Below are 16484 nucleotides of genomic sequence, written 5' to 3' on the forward strand. Positions count from 1 at the left end.
ATTCATTTCCTGGTGAGAACTGTCGCGTAGGTATTTGTACGGACGCGAATTAACTCAACCTGAGGAAGCGTCGGGTTTGATATCCACCAGGCATCTTTCCTTTCCAAATTCCGGGCCTTTTCCCAGACGGCGTCCCGCGCGCCCAAAACCAAGAGATTCCACCCATGCTCGCCCGCTATTCGATCCGCACCAAGATCATCACCGTGGTCGCCTTCCTGCTCGTCGCGATGGCGGGCATGGGTCTGCTCGCGGTGAAGAACATGCGCGCCATCAACGCCAACACGGTCGATATCGCGACCAACTGGATGCCGAGTATCCGCGTGCTGGGCGACCTGCGCGCCGGCACCATCACCTACCGCAACGTGATCCGCGAGCACATGCTGTCCGAGACGCTGGAAGAGAAGCTCTCGATGGAGAAAACGCTCGGCACCGTCACCGAAAGCAACACCAAGATCCGCGCGGCGTACGAACCGCTGATCACCTCGGCGGAGGAACGTGCGCTGTATGCCGAATGGTCGAGGCTGTGGGACAAATACCGGAAGGGCACCCAGGAGGTCATGGAACTGTCGCGCAAGGCGGCTGGAAATATCCCGACCGAAGCCCACGACCTGAATACCACGACCGTCAACAAGATCAGCCTCGATGCCGACGCCGTTCTGAAGAAGAGCATCGATCTGAACAATGCCGGCGCGGACAAGGCGGCAAGGGAGGCGGCCGACAGTTACACCGCCGCTCTCATGATGCTGGCCTTAATTCTCGGCGCCGCCGTCATGATCGGCGTCGGCATCAGCGCCTATCTGGTTCGCGACGTCTCGCGCGGCATTGCCTCCATCGTCACGCCGATGCAGGCACTGGGTAAGGGCGATCTGAGTGCGGAGGTGCCGCACCAGGGCGAGAAAACCGAAATCGGCGCGATGGCCGATACCTTGCAGGTATTCAAGGAAGCGCTGATTGCCAAGAAAGCCGCCGACGAGGCTGCCGCCGCCGACGCCGAAGCCAAGATCGAGCGCGGCCGTCGGGTCGACGGCATCACCCGCAACTTCGAAAGCGTGATCGGCGAGATCGTGCAGACGGTATCCTCGGCTTCGACGCAGCTCGAAGCGTCGGCCGGCACGCTGTCGGCGACCGCCGAGCGCTCGCAGACGCTGACCTCGGCTGTGGCCTCGGCTTCCGGCGAAGCCTCCGCCAACGTGCAGTCGGTGGCCTCGGCGACCGAAGAGCTCTCTTCCTCGGTCACCGAGATCGGCCGCCAGGTGCAGGCTTCGGCGCGGATGGCGACCGATGCCGTCGGTCAGGCCCGCGTCACCAACGACCGGGTCAGCGAATTGTCCAAGGCGGCGGGCCGGATCGGCGACGTCGTCGAACTTATCAACACCATCGCCGGCCAGACCAACCTGCTGGCACTCAACGCCACCATCGAGGCGGCGCGCGCCGGCGAGGCCGGCCGCGGCTTTGCGGTCGTGGCGTCGGAGGTCAAGGCGCTGGCCGAACAGACGGCAAAAGCCACCGGCGAGATCAGCCAGCAAATTGCCGGCATCCAGGGCGCGACTCAGGATTCCGTAAGCGCGATCAAGGAAATCAGCGGCACCATCGAAAGGCTGGCGGAGATCTCCTCGGCGATTGCGGCCGCCGTGGAAGAGCAGGGCGCCGCGACCCAGGAAATCTCCCGCAACGTGCAGCAGGCCGCCCGCGGCACCCATCAGGTCTCCACCAACATCACCGATGTGCAGCGCGGCGCCAGCGAGACCGGTGCGGCCTCCTCGCAGGTGCTATCGGCGGCGCAGTCGCTCTCGGGCGATAGCCAGCGCCTCAGGCTCGAGGTCGGCAAGTTTCTGGAGTCGGTTCGGGCAGCCTGACAACCGGGCGACCGTCGACGAAAAGACCCGGCTCGCGGAAGCGCGCCGGGTCTTTTCGCGCTTGGCGCGAAGATGGCGCATCTACAACCCGACTGGATGCCCGTAGTCTCACGCAAGCGGAAATTAACCGGTCCCCGCTACGCTGCGCCGCATCTTCCGGGATTCGCGCGCAAAGGTTGCCGGTTCCTTTGCGTCGTAAAATTCCACATCCGGACAACTGATTCAGAAGAAATTGGGGTCGTCGACATGATCAAGCTCAACCGTATCGGATACAAACTGGGCTTGGCCGGGGCGGTCGGCGTCCTGCTGGCGATCGGCATGGTCGCCAACCAGATGGTCACCGAATCGAGGATCGAGGAAGCCAGCGAGCGCGCCGCCCGGTCGCAGCAAGTGGCCGACAACTCGCTCTCCGCCCATATCGACCTGCGCAAGATTCAGCTTGCCGCCGGCAATGTCAGGCTGGCGAGGACTTCTGCAGAGGTCGAGAAGACCGTTGCCGATTTGCAGCGCTACAAGGCGAGCGGGGCGAAGGAGTTGGAGGCGGCGCTGGCGATGGCGCAGCGGCCGGATGCCAGGGAACGGCTGCAGAAGATCAAGACCTTGATGGAAGGCTTTACCGCCGCCGTGGAAGATCTCGCCAAAGCGCAGATCACGCTGCTGGCGCAGATCGACAAGCGCTCGGTCATCTCGGAAGAATGGACCAAGGCGGTCGATGCCCAGTTGAAGTTGCCGGCCATGGCGAAGCTGGACAACCGCCTCGAGATCGAGCGTTTGCTATTTCAGGCCGATGGAAAGGTGAACGCGTTGCGGGCTGCCGCCTGGAAGCTCGGCGCAACTGGCGATGCTAACCTGGTCTCGGAGATGGCCAAGACCGAGGCCTCGCTGAAGGACGTGTTCAACAAACTGCGCGGCGAGGCCGATGACCGGGAATTGCTGGTCGTGGTCAGCAACCTTTCCTCGACCGTCAAGCGCTTCCTGGCCGCCAATGAGGAAGCGGTAAAGACCGAGCAGGTCAAGAACGACATCATCGCCAACCGCACCGTCAAGGCCGCCGCAGATGTCGCCGACCTGATGGAAACAACCGTCGAGGCCGCGCAAAAGGATGCCAGGACCTCCAAAGACGAGGTTATGGCCGATACCGAGCGCGCCAACCGCATCAACCTGATCATGGCGATCATCGTCGTCGCGTCGCTGATCGCCTCGGTGGCATTCTCCTTCCTCGGGGTCGCGCGTCCGATGACGCGGCTGAACGGTGCGCTGGGCGAGATGGCCGGCGGCAATCTCGACGTCGAGATTCCCGGTGCCGGCCGCGGCGACGAAATCGGCGACCTCGCCAAGACGGTGACGGTCATCCGCGAGAACGCCGAGCAGAAGGCGCGCGAGGAAGCCGAGGCGAAGGTCCAGCAGGACCAGGTCGCGGCGCAGCGGCGCAAGGCCGAAATGATCAAGCTCGCCGACGATTTCGAAGGTGCGGTCGGCGAAATCGTGGACACGGTGTCGTCAGCTTCGACCGAGCTCGAAGCCGCCGCCGGCACGCTGACCGCGACCGCCGAACGCGCCCAGGAGCTGACCACGATGGTGGCTGCGGCTTCCGAGGAAGCTTCCACCAATGTGCAGTCGGTGGCTTCCTCCACCGAGGAGATGGCGTCGTCGATCACCGAGATCGGCCGTCAAGTTCAGGAGTCGGCGCGGATGGCCAATGAGGCCGTCGATCAGGCCCGCACCACCAATGACCGGGTCAGCGAATTGTCGAAGGCGGCGGCCCGCATCGGCGCGGTGGTCGAACTCATCAACACCATCGCCGAACAGACCAATTTGCTGGCGCTCAACGCCACCATCGAGGCCGCCCGTGCCGGCGACGCCGGCCGTGGCTTCGCCGTCGTGGCATCCGAGGTGAAGGCGCTGGCGGAACAAACCTCGAAGGCGACCGGCGAGATCGGCCAGCAGATCACCGGCATTCAGGCCGCGACGGAGGAGTCCGTCGGTGCGATCCAGGCGATCAGCTCCACGATCGAGAAGCTGTCGGAAATATCCTCGACCATTGCGGCCGCGGTGGAAGAGCAGGGTGCCGCAACCCAGGAAATCTCCCGCAACGTGCAACAGGCGGCCCGCGGCACCCAGCAGGTCTCCGCCAACATCACCGACGTGCAGCGGGGGGCCGGCGAGACCGGATCGGCCTCGACGCAGGTGCTCTCTTCGGCCCAGTCGCTGTCGTCGGACTCCAACCGCCTCAAGCTCGAGGTCGGCAAGTTCCTGAATTCGGTGCGGGCGGCGTAAGCCGCCGACACACTGTAAAGACTACGAAGGCTCGCCCCTGAACCGGTGCGGGCCTTTTGTCGTTCGGAATCGATGGGATGCGCTGGCTGCGGGCCTGGTTAATAAAATCCCGTATATCTACTGAGTACAAAATTAACGGGTGGAAAGCGCCTGGCGTATACGATTCCGCGCAATGGGGCTGACGACCGCCGTCGTCGCGTGGGAGACCAAGCATGTTTGGAATGATAAGCCGGGCCAAGCTGACGGTTGGCCGAAAGATCTATGCCCTCATCTGCCTGAGCTTTGCCGGGCTGCTCGGCATCGCCTTTCTCGATTCGCGCGAACTGGCATCGAGCTTGAACCAGCAGAAGCAGATCGAGCTGCGCCACCTCGGCGAACTCGCACTCGGCATCATCAAGGAAGAGCATGCCGCGGCGCAGAAGGGCGGCGTTTCCGACGCCGATGCCCAGAAGCGGGCGATGGCGCGGATCGCGGCGCTCAGGTACGGCAACAACGACTATTACTGGATCAATGACATGCATCCGAAAATGGTGATGCATCCGATCAGGCCGGAGATGAACGGCAACGATCTTTCGGCCTACAAGGATCCCAACGGCAACCTGTTGTTCGTCGATTTCGTCAATACCGTCAGAAAGAACGGCTCCGGCTTTGTTCCCTATGAATGGCCGAAGCCCGGCTTCGACAAGCCGCAGCCGAAACTGTCCTACGTGGTCGGCTTCGCCCCGTGGAACTGGGTCGTCGGCACCGGTGTCTACATCGACGACCTGACGGCGCAGACCTGGGCCTCGACCCAGCGCTCGCTGATCGTTGCCGGTGTAGTTCTGCTATTTACGCTCGTGGTGTCGATCTTCGTGGCGCGTACGCGTCACCGGTCCGCTGCAGCGGATGACGGTTGCGATGAACGATCTCGCGAGCGGCAACCTTGCCGTCGAGGTGCCCGGCGTCGGGCGCGGCGACGAGGTTGGCGAGATGGCCAAGGCCGTCGAAGTGTTCAAGAGCAATGCCATTGCCCGCCAGTCGCTGGAGGCCGAGCAGCACGCGGCCGAGACCCGCGCCGTGGCGAGCCGCAAGGCGGATATGAGCAAGATGGCCGACGATTTCGAGGCCGCAGTCGGCCGGATCGTCGAAGCCGTGTCGTCGGCATCCAGTCAGCTCGAGGTGTCGGCGGGTACGCTGACGTCGACCGCGGAACGCGCGCAGGAACTTGCGACAACGGTCGCCTCGGCCTCCGAGGAAGCCTCGACCAACGTGCAGTCGGTGGCCTCGGCCACCGAAGAGATGGCGTCATCCGTCACCGAGATCAGCCGCCAGGTGCAGGAATCGGCACGGATGGCCAACGACGCCGTGGAGCAGGCCCGCACGACCAATGACCGCGTCAGCGAATTGTCGAAGGCGGCAACCCGCATCGGCGACGTCGTCGAACTGATCAACACCATCGCCGGCCAGACCAACCTGCTTGCGCTCAACGCCACCATCGAGGCGGCGCGCGCCGGCGAGGCCGGCCGCGGCTTCGCGGTCGTGGCCTCCGAGGTCAAGGCACTGGCCGAGCAGACTGCAAAAGCCACCGGCGAAATCGGCCAACAGATCACCGGCATCCAGGCCGCTACCCAGGAATCCGTGAACGCGATCCAGGCGATCAGTGGCACCATCGAGAAGCTGTCGGAGATTTCGTCGACGATTGCGGCGGCCGTGGAAGAGCAGGGCGCCGCGACGCAGGAAATCTCCCGCAACGTGCAGCAGGCGGCCATGGGCACCCAGCAGGTGTCCTCCAACATTACCGACGTGCAGCGCGGCGCCAGCGAAACCGGATCGGCGTCCTCGCAGGTGCTTGCGGCGGCGCAATCGCTGTCAGGCGACTCGAACCGCCTCAAGCTCGAGGTCAGCCGGTTCCTCGACTCGGTGCGGGCAGCCTGACAGGGCCTGGACAGGCCCGAGTCAAACAAGAGCCCGGCTTCCAAAGCCGGGCTCTTTTGCATCCGGCGTGAATTGCTTCAAACAACCGGCGTTCGCCGCGGCGTGCCTGCGGCCATTTCATAAAACGACGCAGGCACCGATAGCGCTCCCGCCCTCCCGTAATTTTACTTGCTGCCAAATTAATGCATGTGAAAGTCGTCAAGTGATTTGATGAGGGACGGCTTGGCCACGTCCTGCGGATTCGCGGATTGCGGAAAAAGCCTGGATCGGGCAACGGCGTCCAAAATCCCAACTCATGGAGACCTGTCGTGGCCATTTCGTTTGGTCGACTCCGAATCATGCCCCGCATCCTGTGCGCGCTGCTGGTTCCTTCACTTGGCCTGTTGCTGGCCTCATCGATCGTCGTGCGCGAAAAGGCGGCGACGGTCGGGGAAATGCAAAAACTCTCCACACTTGCCGGCCTCGCCACGCGCGTCAGCGGGCTGGTGCACGAGATGCAGCGGGAGCGCGGTGCCTCCGCGGTTTTCCTGGGCAGCAAAGGCGAACAGCTAAAGCGAGAGCTTCCCGAACAGCGCTTGCTCACCGACGCGCAGCGCCAGACGCTCGGAGCCGCGCTCAAGGACTTTGATGTCAAGGCAGCCGGCGGTCAACTTGCCACGATCCTGGACGATGCAATGGCGCAGGTCGCGCGACTCGAGGCGATCAGGCAAGACGTCAGCTCCCTCAAGATGGCTGCCGCAGACTCGAACGTCTATTTCACGACCACCATCGGCCGCCTGCTCGACGTCGGGCTGGAAATCTCCCAGCTAGTAACCAACGTCAATGTCGCCCGCACCCTTTCGGCCTATTCAAGCTTCATGCAGGCCAAGGAACGGTCCGGGCAGGAGCGGGCAACGGGTGCCCCTGGATTTGCCGCTGGCAAATTCAACCTCGCCCAGTATCGTCTTTTCGCCGGCGTCGTCGCCAATCAGAATACCTATTTCGCCCTGTTTAAGTCATATGCCACCAGCGACGATCAGGTCTTCCTCGCGACAACGGTCGTTGGGGAGCCGGTGACCGAAGTTGATCGCATGCGGAAAATGGCGATCGAGACGTCCCCGGGCGAGCCGCTGAGCGGCGCCGATGGCGCACATTGGTATAAAATGACCACGGCGCGCATCGACCTGATGAAAAAAGTCGAAGACCATCTTGCCGGAAATCTCCTCGCTTTGGCGGAGCGTACCCGGGTGACGGCGGAATCGGCATTTTGGACCGCCCTTGGCATTGCCGCGGCGGTAATCATTCTGACGGGCGTCCTTGGGCTACTCATCGTACGCAGCATCATACGACCCCTTATCGGCCTCACTTCCGGCATGAAGGAACTCGCCGGCGGCAATTTCGGCGTGGTTCTTCCAGGGCTCGACCGCAAGGACGAGATCGGCGACATGGCGTTTGCCATCGAGGCATTCAAGCTGAAGGCTGCGGACAAGGCCCGCGACGAAGCTGAAGCCAGGATCAAGCAGGATCAGATCGCAGCGGGGCAACGCAAGGCGGATATGAGCAAGATGGCCGACGATTTCGAGGCAGCAGTCGGCCGGATCGTCGAAGCCGTGTCGTCGGCATCCAGCCAGCTCGAGGTGTCGGCGGGTACGCTGACGTCGACCGCGGAACGCGCGCAGGAACTCGCGACGACGGTCGCCTCGGCCTCCGAGGAAGCCTCGACCAACGTGCAGTCGGTAGCGTCGGCCACCGAAGAGATGGCGTCATCCGTCACCGAGATCAGCCGCCAAGTGCAGGAATCGGCACGGATGGCCAACGACGCCGTGGAGCAGGCCCGCACGACCAATGACCGCGTCAGCGAATTGTCGAAGGCGGCAACCCGCATCGGTGACGTCGTCGAACTGATCAACACCATCGCCGGCCAGACCAACCTGCTTGCGCTCAACGCCACCATCGAGGCGGCGCGCGCCGGCGAGGCCGGCCGCGGCTTCGCGGTCGTGGCCTCCGAGGTCAAGGCACTGGCCGAGCAGACCGCAAAAGCCACCGGCGAAATCGGCCAACAGATCACCGGCATCCAGGCCGCCACCCAGGAATCCGTGAACGCGATCCAGGCGATCAGCGGCACCATCGAGAAGCTGTCGGAGATTTCGTCGACGATTGCGGCGGCCGTGGAAGAGCAGGGCGCCGCGACGCAGGAAATCTCCCGCAACGTGCAGCAGGCGGCCATGGGCACCCAGCAGGTGTCCTCCAACATTACCGACGTGCAGCGCGGCGCCAGCGAAACCGGATCGGCGTCCTCGCAGGTGCTCGCGGCGGCGCAATCGCTGTCAGGCGACTCGAACCGCCTCAAGCTCGAGGTCGGCCGCTTCCTCGACTCGGTGCGGGCGGCGTGATCCTCGTACCTGCTATTCGGTTCGAAGCCGGCGCCTCATGCCGGCTTCGCGATCGCTGGCGATCCGAATCAGAAACGGGAATTGCCATGAGCCGTCGGCTTTTCGGCTGCAAGAGGAACGGGAGACATCCGTAGATCGCAAAATTGCGATTGCGGCACGTGCCGATCAATCGCCTTGAGCGAAACTTGGAGCAAATGTGGCGAACGAACTTCCGTAATCGGGAAAAAGTGGTAAGACGCAAAGGCATCGTGACGATTTGATGTCAAAAGGTCTGGTGCCAGAAGATCTGCCATGGATCGCTACCGATGGCTCGGATGACCGCCGCGTGTCGTTGCTTGATGAACTAGTTGAATCTGAGTTCGTAAAGATTAGCCGGTCTCTGGACGTCGATCGTTTCCGGAGCATCGAAGGACTGGGCGATGCCAAGAGCATTCCGATCGACGCCAAGGACTTCGCCGCCGCTTTCGCCTCGTTGAAGCTGAAGTCCTGTTCGGTCCATCTGCAGCGGACGTTCCCTCGAATTCTGCAAATGCAGTATTCCACGACCGGCGCGATCGTCGGCTTCACGATGGACGATGCCGCTTCGTTGATCATCAACGGCGTTGAAGCCCGCGCGCCGGCCTTGCTCCTGGTCAAGGGTACCACGACGTGTGAGATCGTGGAGCAGCAGGCCAATCTGGTGGCGCTTCTGAATTTTGCTTCCATCGACGATCGCGGCTGGCCAGGCGATGCCGATAGCGCTCAATTGATCGCGACGCTGCCGGATAGATGCGAGGCACTCCGGGTGACGGTTCGCGATGTCCTGACGCTCGCTTCGCATTCGCCCAATAGCTTCGCACAGCCGAACGTGATCGAGCACGTTGAAGAATCGATTCTGCAGGCGGTCGATCTGGCGATGGCTGCGGCATCGCCCACACCCGAAGCCAAGCGCCTCAGTCTGAGCCACTATCTGGCGCTGGTCCGAAAGCTCGACGAGTTCGTGGCTGACAGCGCCGGCAAGACGTTGTACAGCGCCGACGTGGCGCGGCAACTCGGGGTCTCGGTGCGGACGCTGCATAACGCCGTGGTTGCCATTCGCGGCATGAGCATGCACCGCTACATGCGGCTGCGGCGGCTGTGGAATGTACGACAACAACTGGTGCGCGGCGCATCGGTGCAGTCGGTGAAGGCGGTGGCGCTCGTGAACGGCTTCTGGCACATGGGCGAGTTCACCGCGCTCTATCGCGAGTTGTTTGGCGAAACACCGCAGCAGACGCTGTCGGCAGCCCGCAAGCAGACGGACAATCCGACGTGATGGCGATAAAGCGCGCCGCGCTTCCGTAATACTACCAGTTCCCGGACCGTGCCGCCTTAGACGCTGGTTAACCATCGTATGAAAGCCTGACGGTCATGGGTGCCGCTCTGTGGCTATGCCGCCGCAGGAGCCTTTCGTTCGCAACGAACCGGCTCGTCCCAAATTGGCCCGGCACTTCTTCACCGTGATCCCGCTCTGCGGGAAACAACGGCATCGCTGTGATTTCCCCGGGTCGTTTCATTTGAAGGACGCAAAGCCATGTCCCGCTTCATCCTGAACCTGTCGATCAGCGCCAAGCTCGGCATCGCCTCGGGCCTCGGCGTTCTGCTTGTTGGCGCGATGGCGATCAATCAAATGCGGGCAAATGCGGCAATGCGCGATCTCGACGTTGGTGTGTCGGCGCAGCAGGCGGTCGCGCGGGATGCGGTGGATGCGAAGGCGTCGATTAACGGCATGCAGACCGGCGTTCGCGATATTCGCCTCGCTAACAGTTCGGCGCATTTGCAAAGAGCCAATGATTATCTGGCCGCCGGGCTGAAATCGGTTAGTCACCTCACCGAGGAGATGCTGAAACTGTCGCACGCCGCCGAAAATCGCACACGCATCGAGAAGCTCAAGACGAGGGCTTCTGATTACGTTAAGGAAGCTCAGCAGATCGTGAAGGTGCGAGGCGAAGCGATTGCCGCAGAGGGCGCTCCCGACGCCGCAGCTCGAATCGCGAAGCTGAATGAGGAGACAGTCCGCACCGCGCGCGAGGTCACGCTGCCGATCGCGGCCGAACTCGAATCGCTTGCCAACCAGATCGCCGAGTTCGCCAAGCAGAGCGTAGAGAAGGAAAAGGCCCAAGCCGCCCGCGAAATGACGGCGGCCGAGCAGATGTCGATGACAATCAGTCTCTGCACGATCCTGTTGCTGATCGGAACCAGCATATTTTCGTTCTTCATGATCGGCCGCCCGATGCGTGCGCTGAGCGTGTCGATGGACGAGCTCGCCGGCGGCAATTTCGCGGTGGTGCTGCCGGGCCTCGGGCGCAAGGACGAGCTCGGCGCAGTCGCCGGCGCGGTCGAGAAATTCAAGGTCGTGTCCGAGCAGAAAGCCCGGGACGAGGCGGAAGCCAAGATCAGGCAGGACCAGATCGCCGCCCAGCAGCGCAAGGCCGAAATGGTCCGCCTCGCGGATTCCTTCGAGACGGCGGTCGGCGAGATCGTCGAAACCGTATCCTCGGCTTCGACCGAATTGGAAGCTTCGGCCAAAACGCTGACCGCGACGGCCGAGCGCGCGCAGCAGGTCACGACCACGGTGGCTGCTGCTTCCGAGGAGGCGACCACCAACGTGCAGTCGGTTGCATCGGCGACCGAGGAACTGTCGTCTTCGGTCAACGAGATCAGCCGTCAGGTGCAGGAGTCGGCGCGGATGGCGGGTGAAGCCGTCGACCAGGCGCGCGTCACCAACGATCGCGTCAGCGAATTGTCGAAGGCGGCAGCGCGCATCGGCGACGTGGTCGAACTCATCAACACCATTGCAGGCCAGACCAACCTGCTGGCGCTCAACGCGACCATCGAGGCGGCGCGCGCGGGCGAGGCCGGCCGCGGCTTTGCGGTGGTGGCGTCGGAAGTGAAGGCGCTCGCCGAGCAGACCGCCAAGGCGACCGGCGAGATCAGTCAGCAGATATCAGGCATCCAGGGCGCGACTCACGAATCCGTCGGCGCGATCAAGGAAATCAGCGGCACCATCGAACGGCTGGCCGAGATCGCCTCGACCATCGCGGCCGCCGTGGAAGAGCAGGGCGCGGCAACCCAGGAAATCTCCCGCAATGTGCAGCAGGCGGCCGACGGCACCCAGCAGGTTTCGGCCAACATCACCGACGTGCAACGCGGGGCGAGCGAGACCGGCTCGGCTTCCGCGCAGGTGCTTTCGGCGGCACAGTCGCTCTCTGCCGATTCGAACCGCCTCAAGCTCGAGGTCGGCAAGTTCCTGGATACGGTGCGGGCGGCGTGATGGTCCCATCGTGCCCCGGACGCAGCGCAGTACTGCGCGCCGCACCGCGTCCGGGACACGAGGACTATCCTGCCCGCCATTCCAGCACGCCATCATCCGCGGCAACGATATCGCCGACCGACCCAACCGGCGTCTGGTCCATGTTCAAGAGATGCTTGAGCGTTGCTGCGTCACCAGCGGGCACACGCGCCAGCGCCCGCGCATCCTGCTCGGTGCGCAGCATCACGACGCCGTGCTCGACCTCGCCCTTGCCCTTGTAGATCACGGTAAAGCTCTCGACTTTGCCTTTGCCTGAGGCCTCGGTGACGAAATCCGGCACCGGGCGGCGGTTGCGGTCGGCCTCGGCCTGCACGCTGGTGTCCTGGGCGAGCGGTCCCTTCGGCGCTTCGCGCGACAATACCAGTCCGTGATGCTTGGTGACGAAGCCGCCCTGGCCGTAGAGCAGGCCGAGCTTGCCGCCTTCGCGCAGCTTCCGCACCATCGCAATAGCCGCGTGCGTCATATACGTGTTGAGCGGCGCGCCGAAGAAGGTGAGGCCGCCGGTCACCGTCGGCTGCACGTCGGGGCCCAGGCCGAGTGTCCGCCGCGCCATCTTGGGTACGCAGGGAAAGCAGCTATAGAGCTCGATGGCATCGAATTTCCTGCCGTCGCCCTCGACCAGGTCCATCACCGCCTTCAGCACCGCGTTCTGCGGATGGCTTTCGTAAAACTGGTCGCGCACCAGATAGTCGCGCGGCTCCTCCGCCGACGCGCCGCCGATCGGATAGACCAGCCGCTGCTCGGCCACGCCGGCCGCGCGCGCTTTCGCTAGCGACGTCAGCAAGACAGCCCCGCCCATGTTCACGGTCGGGTTGGCCACCATCAGTTTTGTGTACGGCCACGCGATCAGCCGGTTCTCCGGCGTCGGCGTGATGATCTCTTCAGGTGCAAAACGCTTCTTCAGCCACGAATTTGGATTTTCTGACGCCACTTTCGAATAGGTCGACCATAGCGCGCCGGATTCGGCGAGCGCCTCGCGCGGCGTCTGGCCCCAATGCGCTGACGTGGCGGACTCATAGAGCGGATAGACGGTGATGGGGCGGAACACCCCGAGCTTCACCGCCATCGGCTTCTGAAACGCCGCGCCGCGCTTCGGCTCCTCGACGTCATGGGCGAACGGCGTCCATGGCAGGGCGATGCCGCCGCGCTCGGCCTTGGTTGCGGTGGATTGCGCTTCCGCGCCGCAGACCACCGCCACGCTGCACTCGACGCGCGCGATGCGCTTTGCGGCTTCGTGAATGTAGCGGATCGGGCTCTCGCCACCGACCGGGCCGTAATAGCAATGCGCCGGCGCAGCACCAAGCTTTGCTGCGAGCTGCTTCTCGGGATCGCGGTAGCGCCAGCTCAGGAAATTGACGACGTCGAGCGAGCCGAGCTCGCCGAGCAGTTTTGCGCCGCTATCGGCTTCCGCGCGCCGCACCGCCTGCTCGAGCAGTGCCAGCGGTTCGAGGCCGGCGGCGATGTCCCTTGGCCGGTCGACGATTTCGCCGACGCCGACGATGACGGGAATGCGGTCTTCGGAGAGGGGGGAGTTGTTCGACATTTCTTCTTGTTTCGCTTTCGATCGATCAATTCGTAACTTGTTGTTCCGTCATTGCGAGGAGCGCAACGACGAAGCAATCCATACCTCCACATGTTGCGCTATGGATTGCTTCGCTTCGCTCGCAATGACGGGGTGAGAGCCGTCACTCCTCCATCAGCATGTTCATATGCTCCACCGCGTCGGCAAAATCTTCCTTGAACTCCTGCACCACTGCGCCGGCCGACTTCACGCTGTCGATCAGGCCGACGCCCTGGCCGACGAAGTAAGTCACGAGATCGCGCGCCTGCACATTGCCGGCGGCGGCCGCGCGGTCGATCGAGTTGAAGGCGTCGCGGCTGATGATGCTTTGCAGCGGCATCGGCAAGGCGCCGGGGCTATCCGGTCCGCGGTCCCATGCATCGGTCCAGACCGACCGCAATTGTCGTGCCGGCTTGCCGGTGCGACCCTTGGAGCGCACCGCGTCGCGCGAGGATGCGGCGATCATCTTCTCGCGGAAAATTTCCGTGGTCTCCGATTCCACCGTCGCCAGCCACACCGAGCCGGTCCAGGCGCCGGCCGCACCCATCGCCATGCAGGCCGCCATCTGCTTACCTGTCATGATGCCGCCGGCGGCCAGCACCGGCACGTCGCGGACCGGCTTGATCGCCTTGATCACCTCGGGCACCAGCACCATGGTCGAGACTTCGCCGCAATGGCCGCCGGCCTCGGTGCCTTGCGCAACCAAAATATCGACGCCGGCAGCGACCTGCCGCAGCGCGTGCTCTTTCGAACCAACGAGCGCCGCCACCGGCACGCCATGCTTGCGGCCCATGTCGATCATCTGTTTCGGCGGCACGCCGAGCGCGTTCGCAATCAGCTTGATCTGATGGCGAAACGAGACCTCGAGCACGTCAAGCGCGCGCTGCGCGTCGAACGGCTGCGGCTGGTTGTCGGCGACATTGGTCGTCGTCAACTCGACGCCGTATTTCTTCAGCAGGTTGCGGGTGAAATCGCGATGCTGCGGCGAAATCCGCGCCTCCAGGCTCTTCCAGGTGACGTCCTTTTCGCCCGCGGTCGAAGTGTTTTCGGGGATCAGCACGTCGAGCCCGTAGGGCTTGCCATCGGTGTGATCGTCGATCCATTTCAATTCCTGCTCGATCGTCTCGGGCGAATGCGCGGTCGCTCCCAGTACGCCAAACCCGCCGGCGCGGCTGACGGCGGCAACGACGTCGCGGCAATGGCTGAAAGCGAACAGGGGAAATTCAATTCCCAGCATGTCGCAGATTGGCGATTTCATGGTGACCTCCCGGCGGCAGCATTCCAGATTGCTGCTCGGCTTTCCGCGCGACGCTAGCCCATCGGAGCCTTGCATGCCAAGCGGCCTCACTCCTCCTCCTGAGGAGGGCTTGCAATTCCATCTCGCAAAATATGCAGAGCACGGCCGCCGATTTGCGTCTTGCGCTTTGCTGCTATCGAGAGAATGCTGCCAATCAACCAAAAAGAACGTTTCAGGGAGCCCGTCTTCATGTCCGCCATGATGTCCGCCATGCCGTCCGCCGCCGCCAAATTGCCCGAGGCCTACGACGTCGTCGTGGTCGGCGCGGGCTTCGCCGGCATGTATATGCTTCACCGGTTGCGCGGGCAGGGGATGACGGCGCGGGTCTACGAGCAGGGCTCGGGCGTCGGCGGCACCTGGTACTGGAACCGCTATCCCGGCGCGCGCTGCGACGTCGAGAGCATGCAGTATTCCTATTCATTCTCGGAAGAGCTGCAGCAGGAGTGGGACTGGAGCGAGCGCTATGCACCGCAGCCGGAGATTTTGAAATACGCCAACCACGTCGCCGACCGCTTCGATCTGCGAAGGGACATCCAGTTCGACACCTGCGTCGATCGTGCCGAGTTCGACGAGGCGACCTCCCTCTGGTCGGTAACGACTTCGGACGGCAAAACGGTGTCAGCAAAATTCGTCGTGCTCGCCACCGGCTGCCTGTCGAACGCGCGAATGCCCGACATCAAGGGTCTCGATCGGTTCACGGGCAAGGTCTACCACACCGGCCACTGGCCGCATGAGGAAGTCAATTTCACCGGCCAACGCATCGGCGTCATCGGCACGGGATCGTCGGGGATTCAGTCGGTGCCGGTCATCGCCGAACAGGCCAGCCATCTGACGGTATTTCAACGCACCGCAAATTTCTCGATTCCCGCCCGCAATGCGCCGCTGACGGAACAGGAGCGGCAGAAATTTCGCGCCAACTATCCCGAGATCCGGCGCTTCGCGCGCGAGGTCGCGAAGAACGGCATCTATACCGAGATGCCCGACCGCGGCGCGCTCGATGACGGCGACAACGAGCGCCGTGCGAAGTACGAGGCGCGCTGGAATCACGGCGGGCTTACCTTCATGTCGGTCTACAACAATCTTGCGCTCGACAAGACTGCCAATGACACCGCTGCGAATTTCGTCCGCGAGAAGATCGCAGGCATCGTCAAGGACCCGGAAACGGCAAAACTATTGCAGCCGAACAACCATCCGATCGGCTCAAAACGCATTTGCATCGACACCGATTATTTCGCGACCTTCAACCGCCCAAACGTGACGCTGGTCGACATCAAGTCGAATCCGATCGAAGAGATCACCGAAAACGCCGTGCGCGTGGCCGGCAAAAACTACGAAGTCGACGCTCTGGTGTTGGCGACCGGTTTTGACGCGATGACGGGATCGGTGGCGAAGATCGATATCAAGGGCTGCGACGGGCAGACGCTGAACCAGAAATGGGCCGCGGGCCCGCGCACCTATCTCGGCCTGATGAGCGCAGGCTTTCCCAACCTCTTTATCGTCACCGGCCCCGGCAGCCCGTCGGTGCTGTCCAACATGATCGTGTCGATCGAGCAGCATGTCGACTGGATCACCGACTGTCTCGCTTACATGCGCGATCGCGGGCTCGACACGATGGAGGCCGCCACCGAAGCCGAGGACAAATGGGTCGCCCATGTCAACGAGGTTGCCTACACCACGCTCTATCCGCAGGCCAATTCCTGGTACATGGGGGCCAACGTCCCCGGCAAGCCGCGCATCTTCATGCCCTATATCGGCGGCGTCGGCCCCTACCGGCAGATCTGCAACGACGTCGCGGCCAAGGGCTATCAAGGATTTGTGATGGAGCGGGCGGAGGCGCCGCGCAAGGCGGCGGCCTCGTAATCGCCGTCATTGCGAG

Annotated in this window: 9 protein-coding genes and 1 pseudogene; 7 read left to right on the plus strand and 3 right to left on the minus strand. The window is 63.2% G+C overall.

Annotated elements, in window-relative coordinates; all coding sequences use genetic code 11:
• The first annotated feature begins 164 nt into the window (after nt 1-164).
• The 6 genes and pseudogenes from V1273_RS11330 to V1273_RS11355 all read left to right on the plus strand — a co-directional run bounded on the left by V1273_RS11330 (nt 165) and on the right by V1273_RS11355 (nt 11711).
• On the plus strand, nt 165-1856 hold the full coding sequence (locus tag V1273_RS11330) for a methyl-accepting chemotaxis protein (RefSeq protein ID WP_334409644.1): 1692 nt from the start codon (nt 165-167) through the stop codon (nt 1854-1856).
• A gap of 249 nt (nt 1857-2105) precedes the next feature.
• A complete protein-coding gene (locus tag V1273_RS11335) occupies nt 2106-4133 on the plus strand; it encodes a methyl-accepting chemotaxis protein (protein ID WP_334412193.1) in 2028 nt (675 codons plus the stop codon).
• A gap of 221 nt (nt 4134-4354) precedes the next feature.
• A pseudogene (locus V1273_RS11340) lies at nt 4355-6047 on the plus strand (methyl-accepting chemotaxis protein).
• 338 nt (nt 6048-6385) lie between these two features.
• On the plus strand, nt 6386-8419 hold the full coding sequence (locus V1273_RS11345; RefSeq protein ID WP_334409646.1) for a methyl-accepting chemotaxis protein: 2034 nt from the start codon (nt 6386-6388) through the stop codon (nt 8417-8419).
• Nucleotides 8420-8678: 259 nt separating this feature from the next.
• A complete protein-coding gene (locus tag V1273_RS11350) occupies nt 8679-9713 on the plus strand; it encodes a helix-turn-helix domain-containing protein (protein ID WP_334383052.1) in 1035 nt (344 codons plus the stop codon).
• Between the two features lie 258 nt (nt 9714-9971).
• Entirely contained in the window at nt 9972-11711 is a 1740-nt protein-coding gene (locus V1273_RS11355) for a methyl-accepting chemotaxis protein (RefSeq protein WP_334367767.1), read from the plus strand.
• Between the two features lie 64 nt (nt 11712-11775).
• Here V1273_RS11355 and V1273_RS11360 read toward each other — a convergent pair whose 3' ends face one another.
• The 3 genes from V1273_RS11360 to V1273_RS11370 form a co-directional block, all read right to left on the minus strand.
• Nucleotides 11776-13293 carry an acetyl-CoA acetyltransferase gene (locus V1273_RS11360; RefSeq protein WP_334409648.1) on the minus strand — a complete coding sequence of 506 codons (1518 nt, stop codon included), beginning with the start codon at nt 13291-13293 and terminating at the stop codon, nt 11776-11778.
• A gap of 142 nt (nt 13294-13435) precedes the next feature.
• Nucleotides 13436-14569 (minus strand): nitronate monooxygenase, encoded by a 1134-nt coding sequence (locus V1273_RS11365; RefSeq protein WP_334367769.1) that lies wholly within the window; start codon nt 14567-14569, stop codon nt 13436-13438.
• Between the two features lie 86 nt (nt 14570-14655).
• Complete coding sequence (locus V1273_RS11370) at nt 14656-14808, minus strand: hypothetical protein (RefSeq protein WP_334367770.1); 153 nt, start codon at nt 14806-14808, stop codon at nt 14656-14658.
• On the opposite strand from V1273_RS11370, the gene V1273_RS11375 reads away from it, so the two are divergent.
• Complete coding sequence (locus tag V1273_RS11375) at nt 14798-16468, plus strand: flavin-containing monooxygenase (protein WP_442894078.1); 1671 nt, start codon at nt 14798-14800, stop codon at nt 16466-16468. The genes V1273_RS11370 and V1273_RS11375 overlap by 11 nt on opposite strands.
• The last annotated feature ends 16 nt before the right edge of the window (nt 16469-16484 follow it).

This window comes from Bradyrhizobium sp. AZCC 1721 (genome assembly GCF_036924715.1).
Lineage (GTDB): Bacteria > Pseudomonadota > Alphaproteobacteria > Rhizobiales > Xanthobacteraceae > Bradyrhizobium.

What these genes read in the sequence shown, in the direction of transcription:
- V1273_RS11330 (WP_334409644.1), top strand. Translation starts at nt 165, where the DNA reads ATGCTCGCCCGCTATTCGATCCGCACCAAGATCATCACCGTGGTCGCC.
- V1273_RS11350 (WP_334383052.1), top strand. Translation starts at nt 8,679, where the DNA reads ATGTCAAAAGGTCTGGTGCCAGAAGATCTGCCATGGATCGCTACCGAT.
- V1273_RS11365 (WP_334367769.1), bottom strand. Translation starts at nt 14,569, where the DNA reads ATGAAATCGCCAATCTGCGACATGCTGGGAATTGAATTTCCCCTGTTC.
- V1273_RS11370 (WP_334367770.1), bottom strand. Translation starts at nt 14,808, where the DNA reads ATGGCGGACATGAAGACGGGCTCCCTGAAACGTTCTTTTTGGTTGATT.
- V1273_RS11355 (WP_334367767.1), top strand. Translation starts at nt 9,972, where the DNA reads ATGTCCCGCTTCATCCTGAACCTGTCGATCAGCGCCAAGCTCGGCATC.
- V1273_RS11360 (WP_334409648.1), bottom strand. Translation starts at nt 13,293, where the DNA reads ATGTCGAACAACTCCCCCCTCTCCGAAGACCGCATTCCCGTCATCGTC.
- V1273_RS11375 (WP_442894078.1), top strand. Translation starts at nt 14,798, where the DNA reads ATGTCCGCCATGATGTCCGCCATGCCGTCCGCCGCCGCCAAATTGCCC.
- V1273_RS11345 (WP_334409646.1), top strand. Translation starts at nt 6,386, where the DNA reads ATGCCCCGCATCCTGTGCGCGCTGCTGGTTCCTTCACTTGGCCTGTTG.